General features: G+C 67.8%; 17 protein-coding genes. 14 read left to right on the top strand and 3 right to left on the bottom strand.

The genetic code is table 11. The features are described 5' to 3' along the window. Nucleotides 1-16: 16 nt before the first annotated feature. Complete coding sequence (locus VAR608DRAFT_RS19720; RefSeq protein ID WP_088955589.1) at nt 17-3,172, bottom strand: efflux RND transporter permease subunit; 3,156 nt, start codon at nt 3,170-3,172, stop codon at nt 17-19. Continuing rightward, a complete protein-coding gene (locus tag VAR608DRAFT_RS19715; protein WP_088955588.1) occupies nt 3,169-4,410 on the bottom strand; it encodes an efflux RND transporter periplasmic adaptor subunit in 1,242 nt (413 codons plus the stop codon). Before VAR608DRAFT_RS19715 ends, VAR608DRAFT_RS19720 begins: the two co-directional genes overlap by 4 nt. A gap of 227 nt (nt 4,411-4,637) precedes the next feature. Here VAR608DRAFT_RS19715 and VAR608DRAFT_RS19710 point away from each other — a divergent pair, with 227 nt between their 5' ends. From VAR608DRAFT_RS19710 to VAR608DRAFT_RS19675, 7 genes are all read left to right on the top strand, one after another. Continuing rightward, complete coding sequence (locus VAR608DRAFT_RS19710) at nt 4,638-5,132, top strand: hypothetical protein (protein ID WP_088955587.1); 495 nt, start codon at nt 4,638-4,640, stop codon at nt 5,130-5,132. 146 nt (nt 5,133-5,278) lie between these two features. Then, complete coding sequence (miaB, locus tag VAR608DRAFT_RS19705; RefSeq protein ID WP_231972898.1) at nt 5,279-6,706, top strand: tRNA (N6-isopentenyl adenosine(37)-C2)-methylthiotransferase MiaB; 1,428 nt, start codon at nt 5,279-5,281, stop codon at nt 6,704-6,706. Nucleotides 6,707-6,714: 8 nt separating this feature from the next. Next, nucleotides 6,715-8,130 carry a sensor histidine kinase gene (locus VAR608DRAFT_RS19700; RefSeq protein WP_088955586.1) on the top strand — a complete coding sequence of 472 codons (1,416 nt, stop codon included), beginning with the start codon at nt 6,715-6,717 and terminating at the stop codon, nt 8,128-8,130. 31 nt (nt 8,131-8,161) lie between these two features. Next, the gene (locus tag VAR608DRAFT_RS19695) at nt 8,162-8,815 is read left to right on the top strand and encodes a hypothetical protein (protein WP_088955585.1); all 654 of its coding nucleotides are present in this window, start codon (nt 8,162-8,164) and stop codon (nt 8,813-8,815) included. A 44-nt stretch (nt 8,816-8,859) separates the two neighbouring features. Beyond that, complete coding sequence (locus VAR608DRAFT_RS19690; RefSeq protein WP_088958872.1) at nt 8,860-10,251, top strand: sigma 54-interacting transcriptional regulator; 1,392 nt, start codon at nt 8,860-8,862, stop codon at nt 10,249-10,251. Between the two features lie 408 nt (nt 10,252-10,659). After that, nucleotides 10,660-12,684, top strand: a complete 2,025-nt coding sequence (gene mdoH / locus VAR608DRAFT_RS19680) for a glucans biosynthesis glucosyltransferase MdoH (RefSeq protein WP_088955583.1) — start codon at nt 10,660-10,662, stop codon at nt 12,682-12,684. 147 nt (nt 12,685-12,831) lie between these two features. Then, complete coding sequence (locus VAR608DRAFT_RS19675) at nt 12,832-13,611, top strand: MBL fold metallo-hydrolase (protein WP_172843877.1); 780 nt, start codon at nt 12,832-12,834, stop codon at nt 13,609-13,611. A gap of 18 nt (nt 13,612-13,629) precedes the next feature. On the opposite strand, the gene ffh is transcribed toward VAR608DRAFT_RS19675, so the two are convergent. Continuing rightward, the gene (gene ffh / locus VAR608DRAFT_RS19670) at nt 13,630-15,015 is read right to left on the bottom strand and encodes a signal recognition particle protein (RefSeq protein ID WP_088955581.1); all 1,386 of its coding nucleotides are present in this window, start codon (nt 15,013-15,015) and stop codon (nt 13,630-13,632) included. A gap of 132 nt (nt 15,016-15,147) precedes the next feature. Here ffh and VAR608DRAFT_RS19665 point away from each other — a divergent pair, with 132 nt between their 5' ends. The 7 genes from VAR608DRAFT_RS19665 (at nt 15,148) to VAR608DRAFT_RS19635 (ending at nt 24,638) form a co-directional block, all read left to right on the top strand. Further along, nucleotides 15,148-15,957, top strand: coding sequence for a cytochrome C assembly family protein (locus VAR608DRAFT_RS19665; protein ID WP_088955580.1), 810 nt, complete (start codon nt 15,148-15,150; stop codon nt 15,955-15,957). Beyond that, nucleotides 15,954-16,202, top strand: coding sequence for a PP0621 family protein (locus VAR608DRAFT_RS19660; protein WP_088955579.1), 249 nt, complete (start codon nt 15,954-15,956; stop codon nt 16,200-16,202). The genes VAR608DRAFT_RS19665 and VAR608DRAFT_RS19660 overlap by 4 nt, the downstream gene beginning before the upstream one ends. Continuing rightward, nucleotides 16,199-17,890, top strand: a complete 1,692-nt coding sequence (locus VAR608DRAFT_RS19655; RefSeq protein WP_088955578.1) for a sensor histidine kinase — start codon at nt 16,199-16,201, stop codon at nt 17,888-17,890. The genes VAR608DRAFT_RS19660 and VAR608DRAFT_RS19655 overlap by 4 nt, the downstream gene beginning before the upstream one ends. A 4-nt stretch (nt 17,891-17,894) precedes the next feature. Beyond that, a complete protein-coding gene (locus VAR608DRAFT_RS19650; RefSeq protein ID WP_088955577.1) occupies nt 17,895-19,457 on the top strand; it encodes a sigma-54-dependent transcriptional regulator in 1,563 nt (520 codons plus the stop codon). After that, nucleotides 19,450-20,040: a 1,6-anhydro-N-acetylmuramyl-L-alanine amidase AmpD gene (gene ampD, locus VAR608DRAFT_RS19645; RefSeq protein WP_088955576.1), complete on the top strand. Its 591-nt coding sequence runs from the start codon at nt 19,450-19,452 to the stop codon at nt 20,038-20,040. Before VAR608DRAFT_RS19650 ends, ampD begins: the two co-directional genes overlap by 8 nt. 353 nt (nt 20,041-20,393) lie before the next feature. Beyond that, nucleotides 20,394-23,306, top strand: a complete 2,913-nt coding sequence (locus tag VAR608DRAFT_RS19640) for a ribonucleoside-diphosphate reductase subunit alpha (protein WP_088955575.1) — start codon at nt 20,394-20,396, stop codon at nt 23,304-23,306. A 150-nt stretch (nt 23,307-23,456) separates the two neighbouring features. Continuing rightward, on the top strand, nt 23,457-24,638 hold the full coding sequence (locus VAR608DRAFT_RS19635) for a ribonucleotide-diphosphate reductase subunit beta (RefSeq protein WP_088955574.1): 1,182 nt from the start codon (nt 23,457-23,459) through the stop codon (nt 24,636-24,638). The last annotated feature ends 19 nt before the right edge of the window (nt 24,639-24,657 follow it).

Genomic DNA, 24,657 nt, shown 5'->3' with positions numbered 1-24,657 from the left:
CGCGTCGCGCCCCGGTTCAGCCGTGAGCGCCGGCGGCGTGCGGCGGCTGGATGGGTTCGCCGGGCAGATCCTGCAGCGGCCCGCTGCCGCTGTAGCGGTCGAGCGCCAGGTAGATCGCGGGCGTGATGTAGAGCGTGATCACCTGCGAGAAGATCAGCCCGCCCACCACCGCGACGCCCAGCGGCTGGCGCAGCTCGGCGCCGGCGCCGAGGCCGAGCGCCAGCGGCAAGGCGCCCATCATCGCGGCCAGCGTGGTCATCATGATCGGGCGGAAACGCAGCCGGCACGCCTCGCGGATCGCTTCCACCGGCTTCATGCCCTGGGTGCGCTGGGCCTCGAGCGCGAAGTCGATCATCATGATCGCGTTCTTCTTGACGATGCCGATCAGGAGCAGGATGCCGATGGTCGCGATCAGCGTCAGGTCGAAGCCGAAGAGCTTGAGCGAAAGCAGCGCGCCGACCGTCGCCGACGGCAGGCCGGCCAGGATGGTGATCGGGTGGATGTAGCTCTCGTACAGCACGCCCAGCAGCACGTAGATCACCAGCACCGCGAGCACCAGCAGCACCGCCTGGCTCGATTGCGAGCTCTGGAACACCGCCGCATCGCCGCCGTAGCTTGTGATGATCGCGGGCGGCATCTTGAGCTCTTCCTTGAAGCGGTCGATCTTCGCGGTGGCGTCGCCCAGCGGCACGTCCGGCGCGAGGTTGAACGACACCGTAACCGCCTGCAGCTGGCCCTGGTGGTTGATCGAGGTCGGTCCCACGGTGCGCTTGACCGTCGAGAAGGCCGACAGCGGCACGAGCTGGCCCGCCTTGTTGCGCACCGACAGGCGCGACATGTCTTCCTCGAACTGCCGGTCGCTGTCGGCCGCCGAGAGGATCACCTGGTAGGTGTTGCTGGCGCCGTAGATGCTGCCGATCTGACGGTCGCCGTAGGCGTTGTAGAGCGCGGTGCGCAGGTCGCCCACCGCGATGCCGAGCACGCCGGCCTTGTCGCGGTCGATCTCCAGCGTGGCCTGCAGGCCGCGGTTCTGCGAGTCGCTGGTGACGTCGCGGAAGACCGGGTCGGCGCGCATGCGCTCCATCAGCTTCTCGGACCACAGGTTCATGGTGCCGGCGCTGACGCTCTGCAGCGTGTACTGGAAGCGCGCCTTGCTCTGCCGCCCGCCGAGCCGCAGGTTCTGGATCGGCTGCATGTAGACCGCGATGCCCGGGATCTCGCGGAAGCGCTTGCGCAGCGATTCGAGCACCTGCGGCATGCGCAGGCGTTCGCTGCGCGGCCTGAGGACGACGAACAGCCGTCCCGAGTTCTGCGTCGCGGTCGGGCCGCCGACGCCGATGAACGAGTTGACGTAGTCCACGTTCGGGTCGGCCATGATGGCCTCGGCCACACGGTCCTGCAGCGCCTTCATCGCCGGGAAGGAGATGTCCTCGGCCGCCTCGGTCGTGACCTGGATCTGGCCGATGTCCTCCTCGGGGAAGAAGCCCTTGGGGATGGTGACGAACATCCACGCCGTGAGCGCGAAGGTCGACGCGGCGAGGAGCAGCATCACCGGGCGATGCCGCAGCGTCCAGTCGAGGGTGCGCATGTAGCCGGAATGCACCCAGCGGTAGCCGCGCTCGAAGGCCCGGCCGATCGCGGTGCCGGGCTCGGGGTGCTCTTCCTCGTGGTCCAGCACGCCGCCCTTGCGCGGCACGTGCCTGAGCAGCCGGCTCGCGAGCATCGGCACCAGCGTGAGCGAGACCACCGCCGAGACCATCACCGCGAGGCCGACGACGACCGCGAATTCATGGAACAAGAGCCCGATCACGCCCGGCATGAAGAAGATCGGAATGAACACCGCCACCAGCGAGATCGAGATCGAGATGATGGTGAAGCCCACTTCGCGCGCGCCGCGCAGCGCCGCGGCGAAGGGCTCCATGCCCTTCTCGACGTAGCGCATGATGTTCTCGAGCACCACGATGGCGTCGTCCACCACCAGGCCCACCGCCAGCGTGATGCCGAGCAGCGACACGTTGTCGAGGCTGTAGCCGAAGGCGTAGAGCAGCGCGACCGCGCCGATCAGCGAGATCGGGATCGTGAGCGCCGGGATCAGCGTTGCAACCAGCCGGTGCAGGAACAGGAAGATCACCAGCACCACCAGCAGGATGGTGCCCAGCAGCGTGAGCTGCACGTCATGCACCGCCTCGCGGATCGAGAGCGAGCGGTCGTTGAGCACGCTGATCTCGATCGACTGCGGCAGCTCTTCGCGGAAGCGCGGCATCAGCGCGCGCACCGCGTCGACCACCTGCACCGTGTTCGCATTGGGCTGGCGCTGCACCGCCAGCGAGATCGAGTTCTTGCCGTTGTAGGCGCTGCCGGTCTTGACCGACTCGAAGCTGTCCTCGATGGTCGCGACCTCGTCGAGCCGCACCGGGGCGCCGTTGCGCTGGCCGACGATGACCTTGGCGAAATCGGCCGCCTTGAGCATCTGCTCGTTCGCCTGGATGGTCAGCGTCTGGCGCGGCCCGTCGAGCACGCCCACCGGCGTGTTGGCGTTCGCGAGCCGCACCGCATTGGCGAGCTCGTCGAGCGTGATGTTGCGCGCGTTGAGCAGGTCGGCATCGGCCTTGATACGCACCGCGAAGCGCTTCTGCCCGTAGACCACCACCTGCGCCACGCCGTCGATGGTCGAGAGCGTGGGCGAGACGAAGTTCTCGGCGTAGTCGTTGAGCTCGGACGGCGTCATCGACTCCGAGGTCATGGCGATGAACAGCACCGGCGCATCCGCCGGGTTCACCTTGCGGTACGACGGCAACTGGGTGAGTTCCTGCGGCAATTGCCGCTGCGCCCGCAACAGCGCCGCCTGCACGTCGACCGCGGCGGCGTCGATGTCGCGCGAGCTCACGAACTCGAGCGTGACCGAGGTCGTGCCCTGCGTGTTGACCGAGCTGATCGTCTGCAGACCGGGAATGGTGGAGAACTGCTTTTCGAGCGGCAGCGCGACCGACGACGCCATCGTCTCCGGACTCGCGCCCGGCAGTTGCGCACTGACGTTGATGATCGGCGTGTTGTAGCTCGGCAGCGCTGCGACCGGGATCTGGAAGTACGCGAAGATGCCGATGACCACCACCGCGGCAGAGAGCAGCACCGTCATCGCCGGACGACGGATGCACAGCTCGGAGATGTTCATGTCCGCTCCCGTTCCGCGACCAGGCTGGCGTTGGTCGGCGCGACCGATGCGGCGCTGCCCGGTCCGGGCGCCTGCTCGTCGCTGCGCTGCGGCCCGCCGTTCGCCTCGACGCGCACCTTGCTGCCCGGACGGACGTTCTGCTTGCCTTCGATGACCACCTGCTCGCCCGGCTGCACGCCGCGCACCACGACCTGCGTGCCGAAGGTGTAGACCGCGTCCACCTTGCGCCGCGCCGCCTTCTTCTCGGCGTCGATCACGTACACCGACGACCCTTCGGTCAGCATCATCAGCGCCGAGGCGGGCACCACGGTCGCGTCGTCGATGGTGCGCACCGTGACGCGCGTCTCGACGAACTGGCCGGGCCAGAGGCTCTGGTCGGCGTTGTCGAACACCGCCTTCGCACGCACCGTGCCGATCTGCGGATCGACCGTGTTGTCGACGAAGTTGAGCTGGCCCTTGAGCGTCTCCTTGCGGCCGGGAATTACCGCCTCGACCGGCGTGTGCGAACGGGCGGCGGCCAGCAGGTCCTGCAGCTTGCCTTCAGGCACCGGGAAGCTCACCGCGATCGGGTCGAGCTGCGTGATCGTGACCAGCGACAGCGTCGGCTGGACCAGCGTGCCGGGGTAGATGTTGACCGCGCCGATGCGTCCGGCGATGGGGGCGCGCAGCGTGGCATAGCCCAGCGCCACGTCGGCCGCTTGCACTGCCGCACGGTCGGCGGCCACCGCGGCACGTTGCGCGTCGAGCTGCGCCAGGGTGGCATCGACCGCGCTCCTGGCGATGAAGTTCTGCGCCACGAGTTCCAGGTTGCGCTTGTACTGCCGCTCCAGGTCGGCCAGCACCGCCTCGTCCTTCTGCTGCTGCGCCCTGGCCTTGGCGAGGTTGGCCTGGTCGGGCCGGTCGTCGAGCGTGAAGAGCAACTGGCCGGCCTTGACGAACTGGCCTTCCTTGACGTGCACCTGCCGGACCGTGTTGGTCACCTGCGGCCGCAGATCGACGCTGTTGAGCGACACCACGCTGCCATTGACCTGCACCGTGACCGGCACGCTTTGCTTCCTGGCGACCGCAAGGGTCACGAGCGCCGGCGCGCCGCCACCGGCACCGTTGGCCGCCTTGCCGCCCGGGGTGGCAGAGGCGGTCTCCGCAGCATGGCGCGATGGGGCGCCGGACCACCACCAGCCGCCCGCGGCGGCCACCACCAGCACCCCGGTCAGGGTGAGTACGAGATTTTTCTTCATGGGGCATCCATCATGGATCGAAGCGCTGTGCGCCGGAATGGGAGTCGCACTAGGCAAGCGACAAGCAGGAGTTTTCCGGCGGCAGCTATTGGAGCAGCGTGCGGCGCAAAGCGCCCCCGCCTTCCGTAAAGATAAGTAAAGCGTGCGGGTACAAGAGCAACTCAGCGGGCCTCGCGACTGGGGGCCGGCCGCTAAAATCGCCCATCCCCAGCCTCTGGATGAACCCCATGAACCGCTGCAAGAAGCTCCTCGATTCCGCCCGGCGGGCCGCCCTGGGCGCCCTGCTCGTGCCAGCCGCGCTCCTCTCCTCCCCCGCGGCGGCGCAGACCGCGCAGATCCCCAACACCCAGAACGAGGCCGCCAACGGCGGCCGCAACTTCCCCGCCGGCACGCTGCGCGGGCAGTTCATGGTGGTGAACTATCCCCAGATCCAGCTCGACGGCAATACCGAGCAACTGTCGCCCGGCGCGCGCATCATGAGCGCCAACCGGATGCTCGTGATGCCCGCCTCCATCACCGGCCAGAACCTGCTGGTGAACTACACCCGCGACGCGGCCGGACTGGTGCGCGAAGTCTGGATCCTCACGCCCGAGGAAGCCGCCACCAAGCGAGCATCCGCCGAGAAGCCGCTGCTGAACTTCTGGCCCTTCGTGGCCTCCGACAGCAGCCCCCGCGACGACGGCAAGACCCCGTTCGACCAACTGCCCAAGTACGGCCAGTAGACAAGCTCGCCCCCAGGCTTGCTCGCTTCGTGTAGCCGCCAACCCCCTGCCGGGGGCGGCACCAGCGGCCTGGCGGAGCCGGTTCCGCAGTGTCCCGCGAAGGCGCTGCGCTGAAGCCATTACCCCGCATTTCCCGGGAGAGTCCCATGACCCGCAAAGTTTTCATCAAGACCTTCGGCTGCCAGATGAACGAGTACGACTCGGACAAGATGGCCGACGTGCTGCACGCCGCCCAAGGCTACGAGCCCACCGCGAACGTGGAAGAGGCCGACCTCATCCTCTTCAACACCTGCTCGGTGCGCGAGAAGGCGCAGGAGAAGGTGTTCTCCGACCTCGGCCGGATCAAGCATCTCAAGGCCAAGGGCGTGAAGATCGGCGTCGGCGGCTGCGTCGCGAGCCAGGAGGGCGACGCCATCATCGCCCGCGCGCCCTACGTGGACGTGGTGTTCGGCCCGCAGACGCTGCACCGCCTGCCCGAGATGCTGAGCCAGCGCGAGCGCGAAGGCCGCCCGCAGGTGGACATCAGCTTCCCGGAGATCGAGAAGTTCGACCACCTGCCGCCCGCGCGCGTCGAGGGCGCCACTGCCTTCGTGTCGATCATGGAAGGCTGCTCCAAGTACTGCAGCTACTGCGTGGTGCCCTACACGCGCGGCGAGGAAGTGAACCGGCCGCTGGATGACGTGCTGGTCGAAATCGCGGGCCTCGCCGACCAGGGCGTGCGCGAAGTCACGCTGCTCGGCCAGAACGTGAACGCCTACCGCGGCACCATGGGCGACACCGCCGAGATCGCCGATTTCGCCACGCTGATCGAATACGTCGCCGAGATCCCCGGCATCGAGCGCATCCGCTACACGACGAGCCACCCCAACGAATTCACCGCGCGGCTGATCGAGACCTACGCCCGCGTGCCGCAACTGGTGAGCCACCTGCACCTGCCGGTGCAGCACGGCAGCGACCGCATCCTGATGGCGATGAAGCGCGGCTACACCGCGATGGAATACAAGAGCACGGTGCGCAAGCTGCGCGCCATCCGCCCCCAGCTCGCGCTCAGCAGCGACTTCATCGTCGGCTTCCCCGGCGAGACCGACGAGGACTTCGCCAAGATGATGAAGCTCATCGACGACCTCGAATTCGACGCCAGCTTCAGCTTCATCTTCAGCCCCCGCCCCGGCACGCCCGCCGCCGCGCTGCACGACGACACGCCGCATTCGGTCAAGCTCGCGCGGCTGCAGCAGCTCCAGGCGGTGATCGACGGCAACGTCAAGCGCTTCGGCGCGGCCCGCGTCGGCACCGTGCAGCGCGTGCTGGTCGAAGGCGCATCGCGCAAGAACGCGCGCGAGCTGATGGGCCGCACCGAGTGCAACCGCGTCGTCAACTTCGAGGGCGACGCGCGGCTGGTCGGCCAGATGATCGACCTTCGCATCACGAAGTCGCTCGCCTACACCTTGCGCGGCGAACTTGACGCTCACCCCCAGGCTTGCTCACTTCGTGTAGCCTCCACCCCCCTCACCGGGGGCAATCCCAGCGGCCCGGCAAAGCCGGTTCCGCGGGATTCCTGGCCCGAGGCGCAGTGAAAACCAGGATGTCCGCGCGCGGCTCGTTCCAGCAACTGCTGCTTTTCGCGTTCCTCCTCATCACCGCCCTGCTCGTGGGTGTGGCGCTGCGCGCCGTGTTCCAGTACGACCTGCTCATGACAGAGAGCCGCGACGCGGCGGCGCGCGCGCTCACGCTCTCGGGTTCCGCGCAGTCGCTGGCCGAGCGGACCGCCGCCATGGAGCGCGCGGGGCGCCAGTCGCTGGTGCTCAACGACGCGGTGCTGCGCCGCCGCTTCGACGACGCCACCCGCGATGCCAGGCAGGTGCTGGACCGCCTCACCGCCAACGGCCTGGGCGCCGACGGCCCCGAAAAGTGGCGCGAGCAGCTGGAGGTGATCCAGGGCCTGATGAGCGGCGCACCAGAGACGGCGCTGGCGCGCGAAAGCTCGATGGCGATGCAGTTCCGCGACCTCGACGCGCTCAACACCAACATCGCCCAGCAGGCGCAGTTCCTCATCGAGACGCAGAACAAGGCCTTGGCCGAGCGCATCGAGACCGCGCGCACCCGGCTGATGCGGCTGGTGGTGGCGGCGAGCGCGCTGGCGGTCTCGCTCGCGCTGGCTTTCGGCGTGTGGCTCGCGCGGCCCTTCAAGCGGCTGCAGCGCGCGATCGTCGGCCTGGGCGAAAACCGTCTCGACGAGCCGATCGACATCCATGGCCCCTCGGACGTGCGCCGTGTTTCGCAGCAGCTCGAATGGCTGCGCCTGCGGCTCACCGAACTCGACGCCGACAAGGCACGTTTCCTGCGACACGTGTCGCATGAACTCAAGACCCCGCTCGCCGCGCTGCGCGAAGGCGTTTCCCTGCTGGAAGACGGCGTGACCGGCGCACTGAACCCCGCGCAGCGCGAAGTGGCGCAGATCCTGCAGCAGAACACCATCGCGCTGCAGGGGCAGATCGAGGCCCTGCTGCGCTTCAATGCCGCCGCCTTCGAAGCGCGCGAACTGCGCCGCGAGCGCACCGCGCTGTTGCCGCTGATCGAGGAGCAGATCGAATCCCAGCGCCTGCAATGGCAGGCCCAGGGGCTCACGGTGCGCGCCGAGGGCGAACCGATCTCGGTGGTGGTCGATCGCGTGAAGCTCGGCACCGCGATCGCCAACCTGCTCTCGAACGCGATCCGCTTTTCGGCCCGCGGCGGCAACATCACCATGACCGTCACGGGCACGGCCGACACGGCGGCCATCGAGATCAGCGACGCGGGCCCGGGCATCGCCGAGGGCGACCGCGACCGCATCTTCGAACCTTTCTACCGCGGCGAGCGGCAGCCCCAGCATTCGGTGAAGGGCACGGGTATCGGCCTGTCGATCGTGCAGGAGTACATTGCAGCCCATGGCGGCCGCATCTCGCTGCTGCCGGATGGGCCGGGCGCGCGCTTCCGCATCGAGCTGCCGCGTACCGCCTGAAGCCCGCCGCCCACGACTCCCTTTGCGATCCATGCCTTCTTCGATCTTCCGCAGGTCCGCCATCGTCATGACCTTCGTCATGCCGGTGCTGCTGGCCGGCTGCGGGGCGCCGCCGCGCAAGCCGCCGCCGGAGCCTGCCGTCGTTCCGGTGCTGCCGCCCCCGCCGCCGCCGATCACGCCCGTGGAGGCGGAACCGATCGCCCCGGCCACCCAGCCCGGCGGCATCTTCTCGCAGCTCACGCAGGGCCCGCTCGGCGCCATGCTGGCCTATGCCGACAGGATCCGGCCGCTCGGCCCGCCCGAGCTCGGCAACGAGCTCAACCGCCTCGGCGAACTCGCCGACACGCCGACGACGCAGATGCAGACCTCGCTGGTGCTCGCGCAGACGCGCAACCCGGCCGACCTCGCGCGCGCGCAGAGCCTGCTGCAGAAGGTGGCCACGAACCCGTCGGCGGAAGCCCAGCCGCTGCAACCGCTCGCGCGCACGCTGGCGGCGCGCATTGCGGAACAACGGCGGGTCGAGGAGGATCGAGACAAGCAGGCCCAGCAGTTGCGCGATGCGCAACGGCGCATCGATCAGCTCAACGACCGGATCGAAGCGCTGCGAGCCATCGAACGCAGCTTCGCGCGTCCCAACAGCCCGCAGCCGGCCGCGCCGGCGAATCATCCGAAACCCGCACCGTGAACAGCTCGGCTCCGCATTCCGCCCCGCCACTCTCCGCCACAGGGATCGGCGAGGGATCGCGCGGCGCTCGCCTCCTGGTCGTCGACGACGACCCGGACATGCTCCGGCTCCTGTCGATGCGCCTGACCGCCGCGGGCTACCAGGTCACGGCCGTCACATCGGCCGAGTCCGCGCTCACCCAACTGGAGATCGAGCACCCCCAGCTCGTGCTGAGCGACGTCCGGTTGCCCGGCCGCGACGGGCTCGCGCTGTTCGACGAAATCCGCAAGCGGCACCCGACCCTGCCCGTGATCCTGCTGACCGCGCACGGCACCATCCCGGATGCGGTGGAAGCCACCTCGCGCGGCGTCTTCTCGTATCTGACCAAGCCCTACGAAGGCCGCGAGCTGCTCGACAAGATCGCGCAGGCGCTCGCGCTCGCCGCGCCGACCGAAGCCTCCGGCAAGGGCGGCGACGAGAGCTGGCGCGCCGAGATCGTGAGCCGCAGCAACCGCATGGCCGAGCTGCTCGCCGAGGCGCGCATGGTCGCGAAGTCCGACGCCAGCGTGCTGCTGCGCGGCGACAGCGGCGCGGGCAAGGAACTGCTGGCGCGCGCCATCCACCGCGCTAGCGCCCGGGCCGGGAAGCCCTTCGTGGCCGTGAACTGCGGCGCCATTCCGGAGGCGCTGCTCGAATCCGAGCTGTTCGGCCATGTGAAGGGCGCGTTCACCGACGCGGTGGCGAACCACAAGGGCCTGTTCCAGCAGGCCGACGGCGGCACGCTGCTGCTCGACGAGATCGGCGACATGCCGCCGGCCTTGCAGGTCAAGCTGCTGCGCGTGCTGCAGGAGCGCGCGGTGCGGCCGGTGGGGTCGAGCCAGTCGATCGCGGTGGACGTGCGGATCATCTCCGCCACGCACCGCGACCTCGACGCCGCGATGGAAGCGGGGCAGTTCCGCGAGGATCTGTACTACCGTCTCAACGTCGTGACGCTCAGCCTTCCGCCGCTGTCCGCGCGGCGCGAGGACATTCCGCTTCTGGCCAACCACTTCCTGCAGCGCCTGTCGACCAAGTACGGCAAGCGCCTTTCCGGCTTCGCGCCCGAAGCGCTCAAGGCGCTGACCACGGCTTCGTGGCCCGGCAACGTGCGGCAGCTCTTCAATGTGGTCGAACAGGTGTGCGCGCTGTCGAGCTCGCCGCTGATCCCGCTCGCACTGGTGCAGCGTGCGCTTCGGGTCCCGAGTGTGGAGGTGCTCACCTACGCCGAAGCCAAGCAGCGTTTCGAGCGCGAATACCTGGTCGGCCTGCTCAAGCTGACCGACGGCAACGTGGCCGACGCCGCCCGCCTCGCGGACCGGAACCGCACGGAGTTCTACCGGCTGCTGCAAAAGCACGAGCTGACCCCCGGCCACTTCAAGGCCGAGGGCGTGTCGCAGCCCGGCGAGTCGGGTCGCTGACCAGCGACACCCCTAAGTCATTGATTTATCTGGGATTTTCCGGTCAGACTCCTGCACCTGTCGGGCTTTGGCGACAAAAAGCGGGGTTTTGAGGGCTTGCAACGCCCTTGCGCCGGATCCGGCACCTCAAAATCACCCTAACTCTTTGATTTGAAAGAGGATTTCCGAGCTGGCACAGGGTTTGCCCCTGTACCGGCATGACAGCTCATTCCAGCCCCACATTCGCACTGCGTCCGCAGCGCGACGGCCTGCGTCAAAAGCAGTTTTCCCTCTCGCGCCCCCGCGCAGCGGGACATTCGCTGGCAGCCCTCGAGGCCTCCAGCGGTATCGCGCCGGACTGCGTTTTCAAGCGTTATCCGGCAATCGGCGACACGCCCTCCGTCGACAAGCAACGGTGGTGAGTCGCGGATGAAGCCCAACGAATTCTCCCAACTGAAGGTACTTTCGGACGCGGATTTCTCGCGCCGCGGCCTTCTTCGCGAAGAGCGCCATCCCAACTCGGTGACGGCGCCTCCGATCAACCGTGGCTCCATGACGCCCCGCCCGTGGCGCGGCTTCTGGAACAGCATCGGCACCGCACTCCTGGTCAAGCTCGGCATCGGCCATGCCGCCAAGGCGGCCGCCGCGCAGAGCAAGGCGAAGCGCACGCCCGAGCAACCGTGGCAGCGCGCCGCGGCCCAGCGCCGTTTCGCCTTCCTCGCGCTGGCCGTGATGAGCACCGCCATCGCCTCGACGCTGTTCGCCCGCGTGCAGCCCGACTACGACAACCTGTGGCTCGAATACAGCCAGATCGCGCTCTACGGCGTGCTCTCCGGCTGGGTCGTGACCGGCTTCGTGACCGCCCTCATGGGCTTCTATGTCTCGGTGTTCGGTGACAAGCACGCGCTCTCGGCCAAGCAGGTGGCGCACCACCCGATGAACCCGGATGCGCGGACGGCGATCATCATGCCGATCTGCAACGAGGATGTGGCGACCGTGTTCGCCGGCTTGCGCGCAACCTGCGAATCGGTGGCCGCGACGGGCCACGCGAAGCAGTTCGACGTGTTCGTGCTCTCCGACAGCTACACGCCCGAGATCGCCGCCGCCGAGCGCGCCGCCTGGGAAGACCTGCGCGCCGCGCTGGCCCAGAACCACGCGAACAACCCGAACCAGCCGCAGGTCGAGGTCTACTACCGCCTGCGCAAGCGCCGCACGCACCGCAAGGCCGGCAACGTGGCCGACTTCTGCCGCCGCTGGGGCAAGGACTACCGCTACATGGTCGTGCTCGACGCCGACAGCGTGATGAGCGGCGACTGCCTGACCTCGATGGTCAAGCTGATGGAAGCCAACCCCAGCGCCGGCATCATCCAGACCGCGACGCAGGCCATCGGCCACGTCACGCTGCATGCCCGCGCCCAGCAGTTCGCCTCGCGCATGACCGGCCGCCTGTTCACGCTCGGCATGCAGTTCTGGCAGCTCGGCGAATCGCACTACTGGGGCCACAACGCGATCATCCGCGTCGAGCCCTTCATGGAACATTGCGCGCTCGCGCCGATCCGCGGCACGGGCGGCATGTCGGGCGGCATCATGTCGCACGACTTCGTCGAAGCCGCGCTGATGCGCCGCGCCGGCTACCACGTGTGGCTGGTGGCCGACCTGGTCGGCAGCTACGAACAGCAGCCGCCGGACCTGCTGGCCGAACTCCAGCGCGACCGCCGCTGGTGCCAGGGCAACCTGCAGAACGCGCGCCTGATGGCGGAACCCGGCCTGCATCCGGTCCACCGCGCGATGTTCATGACAGGCACGATGGCTTACGCGTCGGCGCCGCTGTGGCTCGCCTTCCTCACGCTGGGCACCGCGCTGTGGCTCAGCGGCTCGAGCGTGGTGGAGCACTGGCTCGCCATGCCGATGGAGCTCGCCGGCCTCTGGGTCTGGACGCTGTGCCTGCTGTTCCTGCCGCGCGTGCTGGGCGTGGTGGCCGTGGTGCTGCGCAATGAACAGCGCCAGTTCGGCGGCGTCGGCGGCCTGATCAAGAGCGCTGCGCTCGAAAGCGCCCTGGCGATCGTCCAGGCCCCGGTCCGCATGCTGGCCCATTCGCTGTTCGTGGTCGTGGCGCTGACGGGCATCAAGCTCGACTGGAAGTCGCCTCCGCGGGAAGCTGCCTCCGTGCCGTGGCGAGTCGCGGTCCAGCAACTGGCGCCGATGACGCTGGTGATCGCCGCGCTCGCGGTCGGCGTCGCGCTGATCGACGCCAGCGCGCTGACCTGGCTGATGCCGGTGGGCCTGCCCCTGCTGCTGGCGATCCCGCTCACGGTGCTGACCAGCCAGATCGCCCTCGGCAACTCGCTGCGCGATCGCGGCTTCCTGCTGATTCCCGAGGAATCGCGCTCGCCGGCCGTGCTGCGGCGTGCGTGGATGCATGCGGTGCGGCTGGCGCGGCCGACCACTGCCTGAGCCGCTCGACCCGCCACCGAAAAGCCCGCAATCGCGGGCTTTTTTCATGGTCGCAACAACGGCTGGTTACCTTACCTTGATGTGCATCAGACAGACGGCGCCCGGAACCCCCTACTCTCGTGCCCTTTGTCAAGAAATCGGCGATTGATGTTTGAACCTGTCGAGTTGTACCGCGATGCCCAGCATGTCTGCCTGATGTTCACCGACCTGGTCCGGGGCGAGCAGTCGGTCCAGGCGAATCAGTTCCTCATCGTGGACAGCGGAACCGGCGCCGTCCTCGACCCGGGCGGCAACCAGGGCTTCAACGAGCTGTTCCTGGCCATGTCCCGTCACTTCAGTCCACAGCGGCTGTCTTATCTGGTGGCGTCGCATGCGGACCCGGACATCATCGCTTCGCTCGATCGGTGGCTCACGTCCACGCCGGCCAGGCTCGTGATCTCCCGGATCTGGGAGCGCTTCGCACCCCACTTCACCAAGCTCGGCAAGACCGACGGGCGCATCCTCGGGGTGCCCGATGCCGGCGGCCGGCTGCCGCTCGGCGCCAACGAGCTGTGGCTGCTGCCCGCGCATTTCCTGCACGCCGAGGGCAACTTCCATTTCTACGATCCGGTCAGCCGGATCCTTTTCACCGGCGATCTGGGCGTCTCGCTGGTTTCAGGACGGGAAGCGCGCGAGCCGGTCCTCAGCCTGCCCCCGCACATCCCGCGCATGGAAGGCTTCCATCGCCGCTACATGGTGTCCAACAAGGTCCTGCGCCTGTGGTCGCACATGGCGCGCAAGCTGGACATCGCGATGCTGGTGCCGCAGCACGGCGCACCGATCGCCGGGCCGGCCATCGCGGAGTTCTTCGACTGGGTGGACAGGCTGCAGTGCGGCATCGACCTGTTCGACGACCGCCACTACCAGGTGCCGGCGGCGCGGCTCTGAAGCCGCGCCGTCAGAACGTCAGAAGCGCGGCAGTCCGCCGCCGCCGCCCATGCCCGGCAGGCCCTTCATGCCGCCCATGCGCTTCATCATCTTCATGAGGCCGCCGCCCTTCATCTTCTTCATCATGCCCTGCATCTGCTCGAACTCGTTGAGCAGGCGGTTGACTTCCTGAACCTGCACGCCCGCGCCGGCGGCGATGCGGCGCTTGCGCGTGGCCTTGAGCAGCTCGGGCTTGCGGCGTTCCAGCGGGGTCATGCTGTTGATGATCCCTTCCTTGCGGCGGATGTCGCGCTCGGCGCGGGTCATGTCGGCCTCGGTGGCCTTGGCGGCGAGCTGCGTCGGCAGCTTCTCCATGATGCTCGACAGGCCGCCCATCTGCTTCATCTGCTGAAGCTGCGAAAGGAAGTCGTTGAGATCGAAGCCCGCGCCGCTCTTCACCTTGGCCGCGAGCTTCTGCGCCGCCGCCACATCGACGCCGGCCGTGACCTGCTCGACCAGCGCGACGATGTCGCCCATGCCGAGGATGCGGCCCGCGTGGCGCTCGGCATCGAAGACTTCGAGGCCGTCGATCTTCTCGCTGACGCCCGCGAACTTGATCGGCACGCCGGTCACCTGCCGCACCGACAGCGCCGCGCCGCCGCGCGAGTCGCCGTCGGTCTTGGTCAGGATGATGCCGGTCAGCGGCAGTGCGTCCTTGAAGGCCTTGGCGGTGTTGATCGCGTCCTGGCCCTGCATCGCATCGACCACGAACAGCGTTTCGACCGGGTTCAGCGCCGCGTGCAGTTCCTTGATCTCCTGCATCAGCACTTCGTCGATCGCGAGGCGGCCTGCGGTGTCGACCAGCAGCACATCGAAGAAATGGCGGCGCGCATGGTCGAGCGCGGCGCGTGCGATGTCGAGCGGCTTCTGGTCGGGCGTGCTCGGGAACCACTCGGCGCCGGCCTGCCGGGTCACGGTCTTGAGCTGTTCGATCGCGGCGGGGCGGTAGACGTCGCCCGACACCGTGAGCACCTTCTTCTTGCGCTTCTCGATCAGGTGCTTGGCCAGTTTGGCGGTGGTGGTGGTCTTGCCCGCGCCCTGCAGGCCGGCCATCAGGATCACCGCCGGCGGCTGCGCGGCGAGGTTGATGTCGGCCACGCCCTCGCCCATGGTCGCGGCGAGTTCGCGGTTGACGATGCCGACCAGCGCCTGCCCGGGCTTCAGCGAGCCGAGCACTTCCTGGCCGAGCGCCTTTTCCTTGACGCGGGCGACGAAGTCGCGCACGACCGGCAACGCCACATCGGCTTCGAGCAGCGCCATGCGCACTTCGCGCAGCATGTCCTGCACGTTGCCTTCAGTGATGCGGGCCTGCCCGCTGACGTGCTTGACGAGGCGGGAGAACTTTTCAGCGAGAGCTGTCGCCATGAGAGGACCTGGTTTTCAAAGCCGGGGAACACCGCGGAACCGGCCTGGCCGGGCCGCCGGTGTCGCCCCCCGGCAGGGGGTGTCGGAGCCACACGAAGTGGGCGGGGCTGGGGGGCGAGCTAAACTCGATCAATGATTTTAGCGATCCCCTCCCCACTCGGCGTGGCACTGGGCATCGCCACCGCCGCCGCCTATGGCATTACCGCCGCAGCGTCTTCCCGGCTCAGTCGGACTTCCACGCAATGGATGCTGGCGCTGGCGTGGCTGCTGCACGGCTGCACGCTCGCCGAGGGCCTGAGCGGCAGCGTCCCGCGTTTCAGCTGGGCGCCGGCGATTTCGGTGACCGCCTGGCTGGTGCTCACGGTCTACGGCCTCGAAAGCCGCCTGTACCCGCAACTCAAGGTGCGCCGCGCGCTGGCCGCCCTGGGCGCGGCGGCCGTTCTGCTCGCGGTGCTCTTTCCGGGAACGCCGCTGCATGTTTCGGCTTCGCCGTGGCTGCCGCTGCACCTGGCGCTCGGCATCGCCTCGTACGGCCTGTTCGGCGCCGCCGTGATCCACGCCTGGCTCATGACGCGCGCCGAACGGCAGATCCGCCTCGCGGCCGAATCGCAAAGCGGCGTGCCGCTGCTCACGATGGAGCGATTGACCTTCCGCTTCGTCGCCGCGGGCTTCGTGCTGCTGTCGGCCACGCTGCTGGCGGGCATCTTCTTCAGCGAAACGCTCTACGGCGCCGCCGTCCGCTCGTGGAAGTGGGATCACAAGACCGTGTTCTCGATCCTCGCGTGGATCACCTTCGCCGTGCTGCTGATCGGCCGCGCGCGCTTCGGCTGGCGCGGCCGCACCGCGCGGCGCGTCCTGTACGCGGGATCGGCCATGTTGCTGCTCGCCTATGTCGGATCGCGCTTCGTCCTCGAGGTCGTCCTGTCGCGCGCGCCTGCATGAAATACCTCCTGGTCCTCGCCGTCGTCATCATTGCCATCTGGCTCTGGCGCAAAGGCCGGCAGGAGGAGCTGCGCTCGCGCCCGCCGCCGCCGCAGCCGCCCCGTCCCGCCGTGGGGGCGCCGACGGAGATGGTGCGCTGCGACCACTGCGGACTGCACCTTCCGGCGACGGACGCGGTGCGCGGCAACGCCGGCCGCATCTATTGCAGCGCGGCCCACCGCAAGGCGGCCGAAGAGCAGGGATGACCTCATCCCTCTGGTCACGTGGCGACCCGGCGACGGACTGGAGTTCGCTCGAGAAATTCATCAGCACCCAGAGCCCGGCCCAGTTGCGGCTCTGGCGCGGCTTCATGGCGGCGCGCTGCTTCGTCGCGGCGGTGCTGCTGCTGTTGCAGGGCATCGCGCTGGCGCTCGGCCAGTCGACGAACTTGCCGGCGATAGCGCTGTCGTCGGCCTACGTGGCGGCGGTCCTGCTCGCTGCGCGCTACGCCCCCTTCAAGCCGATGCGCAGCCTCGGCGGCGCCTGGCTCTACACCATCGGCATCGACCTCGTCACCTACACCGCGCTGCAGGTGATGCAGGTGGGCGGCATCAACTACACGCCGCTGTTCGCGCTGCCCGTGCTGATGGGCGCGGTGCTCGGCACCAGCGCGGTCGGGCTCGGCACGACCGCGGCCGCCACGCTGCTGCTGCTCGGCCACGCCGGCTGGTACTGGCTGGAGCAGCCCGCGGACACCTCGCCGCGCATCGTCCAGGCGGCGCTCTCCGGGACCGGTCTCTTCGTGGTGGCACTGCTGGCCCATGAGCTGGCCCGGCGGCTCACGCGCGAGGAAGCGATGGCGCAACGCAGCCGCAGCGCCGCGCAGATGCACGCGCTGCTCAACGACCTGGTGATCGAGACGCTCAGCGAAGGCGTGCTGGTGGTCGATGCCGAGGGGCAGGTGCATGCCGCCAACCCTGCCGCGAACGAGATCCTCGGCCAGGGCCTGGCCCGGATTCCGCTGCCCTTCGCATTGAGCGCCTACCCGGCTTGGGTTCCGCTGGCCGCGCTCGCACGGCAGACCTTCGCGCGGCGATCGTCAGAGGCGCGCGAGATCCCGATCGCGCAGTCGCAAGGCACGCCGCGCGAGGTCCGCGTGCGCACGCGCCTCACGCAGTCCCGGGATGCGCGCATCGAAAGCCTCTGCGTGATGTTCCTGCAGGACCTGCGCGAACTCGAAGCGCGCATCCGCACCGAGAAGCTGGCCGCCATGGGGCGGATGTCCGCCGCGGTGGCCCATGAGATCCGCAACCCGCTGGCCGCGATCACGCAGGCCAGCGCGCTGCTCGGCGAAGACCTCGTCGATCCGGCGCACCGCCAGCTCACCACGATGGTCCAGCAGAACGCGCAGCGCCTTTCGCGCATCGTCGACGACGTGCTCGACGTGGCGCGCGCCCGGCAGCAGCGCGTGCTGCCGCTGGCCGAGCAGGTGAGCCTCGATCCGACGGTGCGCACGCTGGCGGAAGAGTGGGTGCTGCACTCGCACCAGCAGGGCGTGCTGCTCTCGCTCGACGCGCCGGGCTGCGACGTGCGCTTCGACGTCGAGCACCTGCGCCGCATCCTCGTGAACCTGCTGGACAATGCGGCGCGCTATGCGGGCGATCGCGAGGGCTCGATCCAGGTCAGCACGCGCCTGAGCCCCGCGGGCCGCGCGAGCCTGCAGGTCTGGAGCGACGGCGCACCGCTCGAACCGGCGGTGCAGCGCCACCTGTTCGAACCCTTCTTCTCGTCGGAGAGCCGCTCGAGCGGCCTCGGTCTTTTCCTCTGCCGCGAGCTGTGCGAGCGCCACGGCGCCATGATCGGCTACGAGCGACGTGCCCTGTCGCCGGGCGGCCCCGAGGGCAACGAGTTCTTCGTCGCATTTGCCCCGGCCGAAAGCCGGCTGACACAATAGGGCCGTGAGCATTCCCAACCCGTCCGCAGCGCGCCCCGCGCAGATCCTGGTCGTCGACGACGAGCCCGACCTGCGCACGCTCTACGAGCTGACGCTGCTGCGCGAGGGCTATCGCGTCGAAGCGGCGGGCAGCGTCTCGGAGGCATGTGAGCACCTCGATGCCGGGCGCTTCGACGCGGTGATCACCGACATGCGGCTGCCCGACGGCCTCGGCATGCAGATCCTCCAGCGCATCCAGCAGGACCAGCGCAGCGAGCGCTGCGTGGTCATGACCGCTTACGGCTCGGCCGAGAACGCGGTCGAGGCGCTCAAGGCCGGCGCCTTCGACTACCTCACCAAGCCGGTCGACCTGAAGCAGTTCCGCTCGGTGGTGGCATCGGCCGTGCAGGCACCGCCGCAGACCGCGGCGCCCGCGAAACCGCCGCGCCCCGCAGGGACTGCCGAGGCCGCCGAGGAAGCCGGCAGGACGACGCCCGCCATCGGCGCGATCGGCGCCAGTGGCGCAGCGGCGCTCGATCGCCTGGTCGGCGAGTCCGAACCGATGCGGCTCGTGAAGGCGCGCATCGCCAAGGTCGCGCGCGGCATGGCGCCGGTGCTGGTGCGCGGCGAGTCCGGCACCGGCAAGGAACTGGTGGCGCGAGCGGTGCATGCCTGCAGCCAGCGCAGCGACGGGCCTTTCGTGGCGGTGAACTGCGGCGCGATCCCCGAGAACCTGCTCGAAGCCGAGTTCTTCGGCGCGCGCAAAGGCTCCTACACCGGCTCCGCGCAGGACCGCGACGGCTACTTCCAGGCGGCGCGCGGCGGCACGCTCTTCCTCGACGAGATCGGCGACCTGCCGCTGGCGATGCAGTCGAAGCTGCTGCGGGCGATCCAGGAACGCAGCGTGCGGCCCATCGGCTCGACGCAGGAAGACGCGGTGGACGTGCGCATCGTGAGCGCCACCCACAAGGACCTCCACGCGGAGGTCCAGGCCGGCCGCTTCCGGCAGGATCTCTTCTATCGCCTCAACGTGATCGAGATCGCGGTACCCGCGCTGCGCGACCGCCGCGAGGATCTGCCGTCGCTCTGCCATGCGCTGCTCGGCCGCATCGCGCGCGACGCCGGCATGCCGGCACCCACCCTTTCGGCCGAGGTGCTTCAGCAGTTGGCCGCGCATCCCCTCAATGGCAACGTGCGGGAACTCGAGAACCTGCTGCACCGCGCGGTGGCCCTGAGCGAGGGTGACGTGCTCTGCGTCGATCTGATGGGGACGACCAGCGCGCCCGCGCCGCTCGAGCCCGCGCCGCTCGAGCCGGCGGCAGTGCTCCCGCCGGCACCCGCGGCCGCGCCGGCCACACCGGCCGCATCGGTTCGAGCGCCGGCCACGGTGCCGCCGGACCTGCAGAGCTACCTCGACGAGCAGGAACGACAGATCCTCGTGCGCGCGCTGCAGGAAACCGGCTTCAACCGCACCGCCGCCGCCGCGCGGCTGGGCCTGAGCCTGCGCCAGATCCGCTACCGCATCGCGCGCCTGGGCATCACGACGCCCAACGGCGACGACGCCAACGGTCCCGGCGGCGATGAGTGATCCGGCACGCGGCCTCTGGCAGTCCGGCTGGTATCGCTTCGCGCGGCCCCTGCCCTCGCCCAACTTCGGTCCGAGGCCCGCGGGTGCGCAGGTCGACCTGATCGTCGTGCATTCGATCAGCCTGCCGCCGGGCCAGTATGGCGGCGACGAGGTGCAGCAGCTCTTCACGAACCGCCTCGACTGGGATGCGCATCCCTACTTCGACAAGATCCGCGGCCTCGAGGTCTCGGCGCATTTCTATGTGCGGCGCAACGGCGAGCTCTGGCAGTTCGTGAGCTGCGACGACCGGGCCTGGCATGCGGGCGCCTCGTCATGGCGCGGACGCTCGAACTGCAATGACGACTCGATCGGCATCGAGCTCGAAGGGCTCGAAGGCGAGACCTTCGAAAGCGCGCAGTACGAAACCCTCGCGAGCCTGTGCGCCGCCATCGCGCAGGCCTACCCGACGGCCTTCGTCGCGGGCCACGAGCACATCGCACCGGGCCGCAAGCAGGATCCCGGACCGGGTTTCGACTGGCGCCTCCTGCGCGAGCAACTGGGCTGGGACCGGGCGATGTTCCCAGCCGCCACGCCGGATCCCTGAAGATTTTTTCAATCGCGCCGCAGCGGGCGATGCGCCCATGCTGCGCCACAACAAAGCCGCGACCGGCAAGTCGCAGGCGCAGCAACCATGCGCTTTCCAGGCCCAAATCCGCCGCAAACGCCCATGGATCGGGGGTCGCGCTACCTTGAGCCAACCGGGAAGCGGCCCCGCCGCCCCATCACCCGCCGCCGAGCGAATTTCACAGTGGTTGTTGTTTGTGGAAAACACTATATCTAGTGGGTTGTAGACCCAATGGACCCTAGATATAGTGTGCCCCTGCCAGACGTTTACAGCCGGAAACAAAGGCCAGAGCGGCTCCGCCGTCCCACAAGAATTTGCCAAACGAGGATTGAATGCAAACTGCCCTGAACACCCCTTCCACCCCCCGCGCCGTACCCTCGACGCCGCAAAACCGTGACGTTGCCGGTTCGCCCACCGGCAATGCACTCGCCAACTACCAGATCATTCGCCGCAACGGCGCCGTGGTGCCCTTCGAGCCGAACAAGATCGCCGTCGCCATGATGAAGGCCTTCCTGGCCGTGCACGGCACCCAGGGTGCCGCTTCGGCCAGCGTGCGCGAAACCGTCGACGTGCTGACGCAGAACGTGGTGCGCGCGCTGATGCGCTCGCGCCCGGGCGGCGGCACCTTCCACATCGAGGACGTGCAGGACCAGGTCGAGCTCGGCCTGATGCGCGGCGGCCACCACGAGATCGCCCGCGCCTACGTGCTCTACCGCGAGCGCCGCGCGCAGGAGCGCACCAAGCAGGGCGAGCAGGAAGCGCCCGCGGCGCCGACGCTGCATGTGCTCGACCGCGGCGAACGTGTCGCGCTCGACCTCGGCGAACTCAAGGGCCTGATCGAATCCGCCTGCGCCGGCCTGGGCGAGAGCATCAGCGCCGAGCCGATCGTCGCCGAGACGATGCGCAACCTCTACGACGGCGTGCCGCTCGACGAGGTCTACAAGGCGTCGATCCTCGCCGCCCGCACGCTGATCGAGAAGGACCCCGACTACACCTTCGCGACCGCACGCCTGCTGCTGCACACGATCTTCAAGGAAATCATCGGCCGCGAAGTGCCGCCCGCCGAGCGCGCGCAGGCCTATGCCGACTACTTCCCGCAGTTCATCAAGAAGGGCGTCGACAACGAGCTGCTCGACGAGAAGCTGCTGCAGTTCGACCTGGCCCGCCTCGGCGCCGCGCTCAAGCCCGAGCGCGACCACCAGTTCGACTACCTGGGCCTGCAGACCCTGTACGACCGCTACTTCCTGCATGTGCGCAAGACCCGCATCGAGCTGCCGCAGGCCTTCTTCATGCGCGTCGCGATGGGCCTGTCGCTGAACGAGATCGACCGCGAAGCCCGCGCCATCGAGTTCTACGAGGTGCTGTCGTCCTTCGACTTCATGTCGAGCACGCCGACGCTGTTCAACAGCGGCACGCTGCGCTCGCAGCTGTCGAGCTGCTACCTCACCACGGTGCCGGACGACCTCGACGGCATCTACGAGTCGATCAAGGAAAACGCGCTGCTGTCGAAGTTCGCCGGCGGCCTGGGCAACGACTGGACGCGCGTGCGCGCCCTCGGCAGCCACATCAAGGGCACCAACGGCGAATCGCAGGGCGTCGTGCCCTTCCTCAAGGTGGTGAACGACACCGCGGTCGCGGTCAACCAGGGCGGCAAGCGCAAGGGCGCGGTCTGCACGTACCTCGAAAGCTGGCACCTCGACATCGAGGAATTCCTCGAGCTGCGCAAGAACACCGGCGACGACCGCCGCCGCACGCACGACATGAACACCGCGAACTGGATTCCCGACCTGTTCATGCGCCGCGTGATGGAAAAGGGCAACTGGACGCTGTTCTCGCCCTCGAGCGTGCCCGACCTGCACGACAAGTTCGGCGCCGAGTTCGAAGCCGCCTACGTCGCCTATGAAGAGAAGGCCGCACGCGGCGACCTCAAGCCCAGCCGCACCCTCCCGGCGACCGACCTCTGGCGCAAGATGCTCACGATGCTGTTCGAGACCGGGCATCCGTGGATCACGTTCAAGGACGCCTGCAACGTCCGCTCGCCGCAGCAGCACGCCGGCGTGGTGCACTCGTCCAACCTCTGCACCGAGATCACGCTGAACACCAGCGACACCGAAACCGCGGTCTGCAACCTCGGCTCGGTCAACCTGCTGCAGCACCTGAAGGACGGCAAGGTCGACCAGGAAAAGCTGGGGCGCACCGTCTCGACCGCGATGCGCATGCTCGACAACGTGATCGACATCAACTACTACGCGGTCAAGAAGGCGCGCGATTCGAACCTGCGCCACCGCCCGGTCGGCCTCGGCCTGATGGGTTTCCAGGACGCGCTGTACGAGCTGCGCATCCCCTACGCCTCGCAGGAAGCGGTGCAGTTCGCCGACGAGTCGATGGAGGCGATCTGCTACTACGCCTACTGGGCCTCGACCGAGCTGGCGCGCGAGCGCGGCAAGTATTCGAGCTACAAGGGCTCGCTGTGGGACAAGGGCGTGCTGCCGCTGGACACGCTCGACCTGCTCGAGAAGGCACGCGGCGGCTTCGTCGAAGTGGACCGTTCGTCCACGCTCGACTGGAACGAACTGCGCCAGAAGATCAAGGCCGACGGCATGCGCAATTCCAACTGCGTGGCCATCGCACCGACCGCGACCATCTCCAACATCATCGGCGTGGATGCCTCGATCGAGCCCTGCTTCGGCAACCTCTCGGTCAAGTCCAACCTCTCCGGCGAGTTCACGGTCATCAACCACTACCTGGTGCGCGACCTCAAGCGCCTGGGCCTGTGGGACGACGTGATGGTGATGGACCTCAAGCACTTCGACGGTTCGCTGCGCCCCATCGACCGCGTGCCGCAGGACGTCAAGGCGCTCTATGCCACCGCGTTCGAGATCGAGACCACCTGGCTGGTCGAGGCCGCCGCGCGTCGGCAGAAGTGGATCGACCAGGCGCAGTCGCTGAACATCTACATGGCCGGCGCATCAGGCAAGAAGCTCGACGACACCTACAAGCTCGCATGGCTGCGCGGCCTGAAGACCACCTACTACCTGCGCACGCAGAGCGCGACGCATGCGGAGAAGTCCACGGTTCAATCGGGTCGCCTCAACGCGGTGTCGTCGGGTAGCGATGCCTCGTCGTCCGGCATGAGCGCACTCGAAGCAGCGGCTCTGGCAGCGCAAGCGCAATTGAATGCGATCCCCGCAACCGACATCGCGTTCTGCGGCGTCGACGATCCGACGTGCGAAGCGTGCCAGTGATGTCGGCATGAAGTTGGCGTCGTTCGCGGCATTGCCCGACAAATTGCGATGCATGCGAACAACATAACGACAACATAATTGGAGCGCGATGTGTAGGAGCACTTTGCAACTCACATCGTTGCTCACATAATTTGAGCATTGGATTTTTCTATGTTGACCTGGGACGAAGAAGTCAAGCCCTCCTTGCCAACGAATCTTCAACAAGGATTGCGGCACCCATCGAACAGCGGCGCGCAAGTCGGCCGCTCGTCGGAGTTTCCGACTTCGCAAATTGCTCCCCAAATTTCTTCCGTCGCACCCGCGGTGGCGGAGGGACGCCGCGTCAAGGCGGCCGACAAGCGCATCATCAACGGCCAGACCGACGTCAACCAGCTGGTGCCGTTCAAGTACAAGTGGGCCTGGGAAAAGTACCTCGCCACCTGCGCCAACCACTGGATGCCGCAGGAAGTGAACATGACGCGCGACATCGCGCTCTGGAAGGACCCGAACGGCCTCTCCGAAGACGAGCGCCGCATCGTCAAGCGCAACCTCGGCTTCTTCGTGACCGCCGATTCGCTGGCCGCCAACAACATCGTGCTGGGCACCTATCGCCACATCACGGCGCCCGAATGCCGCCAGTTCCTGCTGCGCCAGGCGTTCGAAGAGGCGATCCACACGCACGCCTACCAGTACATCGTCGAATCGCTCGGCCTCGATGAGAGCGAGATCTTCAACGCCTACAACGAGATCCCGTCGATCCGCGAGAAGGACCAGTTCCTGATTCCGTTCATCGACGCCATCAGCGATCCGAACTTCCACACCGGCACGCCCGAGAACGACCAGAAGCTGCTCAAGTCGCTGATCGTCTTCGCCTGCCTGATGGAAGGCCTGTTCTTCTATGTCGGCTTCACGCAGATCCTTGCGCTCGGCCGCCAGAACAAGATGACCGGCGCTGCCGAGCAGTACCAGTACATCCTGCGCGACGAATCGATGCACTGCAATTTCGGCATCGACCTGATCAACCAGCTCAAGCTCGAGAACCCGCACCTCTGGACCGCCGAGTTCAAGGCCGAGATCAAGGCCCTCTTCCTGAAGGCCGTCGAGCTCGAATACCGATATGCCGAAGACACCATGCCGCGTGGCGTGCTCGGCATGAACGCATCCATGTTCAAGGGCTATCTGCGCTACATCGCCAACCGGCGCGCGCAGCAGATCGGCCTCGAAACGCTCTTCCCGAACGAGGAAAACCCCTTCCCGTGGATGAGCGAAATGATTGATCTGAAGAAGGAGCGTAATTTCTTCGAAACCCGTGTGATCGAGTATCAGTCGGGTGGTGCGCTCTCCTGGGATTGAAAGTTTCGACAAGAACAAC

The organism is Variovorax sp. HW608, from assembly GCF_900090195.1.
Classification (GTDB): domain Bacteria; phylum Pseudomonadota; class Gammaproteobacteria; order Burkholderiales; family Burkholderiaceae_C; genus Variovorax.
Note: the sequence above shows the minus strand (reverse complement) of the source record. Positions and strands in the feature narration are given on the sequence as shown.

Coding starts and splice junctions, on each gene's coding strand:
- ffh (WP_088955581.1), bottom strand. CDS start 15,015: ATGGCGACAGCTCTCGCTGAAAAGTTCTCCCGCCTCGTCAAGCACGTC.
- VAR608DRAFT_RS19655 (WP_088955578.1), top strand. CDS start 16,199: ATGACCTCATCCCTCTGGTCACGTGGCGACCCGGCGACGGACTGGAGT.
- VAR608DRAFT_RS19665 (WP_088955580.1), top strand. CDS start 15,148: ATGATTTTAGCGATCCCCTCCCCACTCGGCGTGGCACTGGGCATCGCC.
- ampD (WP_088955576.1), top strand. CDS start 19,450: ATGAGTGATCCGGCACGCGGCCTCTGGCAGTCCGGCTGGTATCGCTTC.
- VAR608DRAFT_RS19695 (WP_088955585.1), top strand. CDS start 8,162: ATGCCTTCTTCGATCTTCCGCAGGTCCGCCATCGTCATGACCTTCGTC.
- VAR608DRAFT_RS19700 (WP_088955586.1), top strand. CDS start 6,715: ATGTCCGCGCGCGGCTCGTTCCAGCAACTGCTGCTTTTCGCGTTCCTC.
- mdoH (WP_088955583.1), top strand. CDS start 10,660: ATGAAGCCCAACGAATTCTCCCAACTGAAGGTACTTTCGGACGCGGAT.
- VAR608DRAFT_RS19720 (WP_088955589.1), bottom strand. CDS start 3,172: ATGAACATCTCCGAGCTGTGCATCCGTCGTCCGGCGATGACGGTGCTG.
- VAR608DRAFT_RS19715 (WP_088955588.1), bottom strand. CDS start 4,410: ATGAAGAAAAATCTCGTACTCACCCTGACCGGGGTGCTGGTGGTGGCC.
- miaB (WP_231972898.1), top strand. CDS start 5,279: ATGACCCGCAAAGTTTTCATCAAGACCTTCGGCTGCCAGATGAACGAG.
- VAR608DRAFT_RS19660 (WP_088955579.1), top strand. CDS start 15,954: ATGAAATACCTCCTGGTCCTCGCCGTCGTCATCATTGCCATCTGGCTC.
- VAR608DRAFT_RS19710 (WP_088955587.1), top strand. CDS start 4,638: ATGAACCGCTGCAAGAAGCTCCTCGATTCCGCCCGGCGGGCCGCCCTG.
- VAR608DRAFT_RS19635 (WP_088955574.1), top strand. CDS start 23,457: ATGTTGACCTGGGACGAAGAAGTCAAGCCCTCCTTGCCAACGAATCTT.
- VAR608DRAFT_RS19640 (WP_088955575.1), top strand. CDS start 20,394: ATGCAAACTGCCCTGAACACCCCTTCCACCCCCCGCGCCGTACCCTCG.
- VAR608DRAFT_RS19675 (WP_172843877.1), top strand. CDS start 12,832: ATGTTTGAACCTGTCGAGTTGTACCGCGATGCCCAGCATGTCTGCCTG.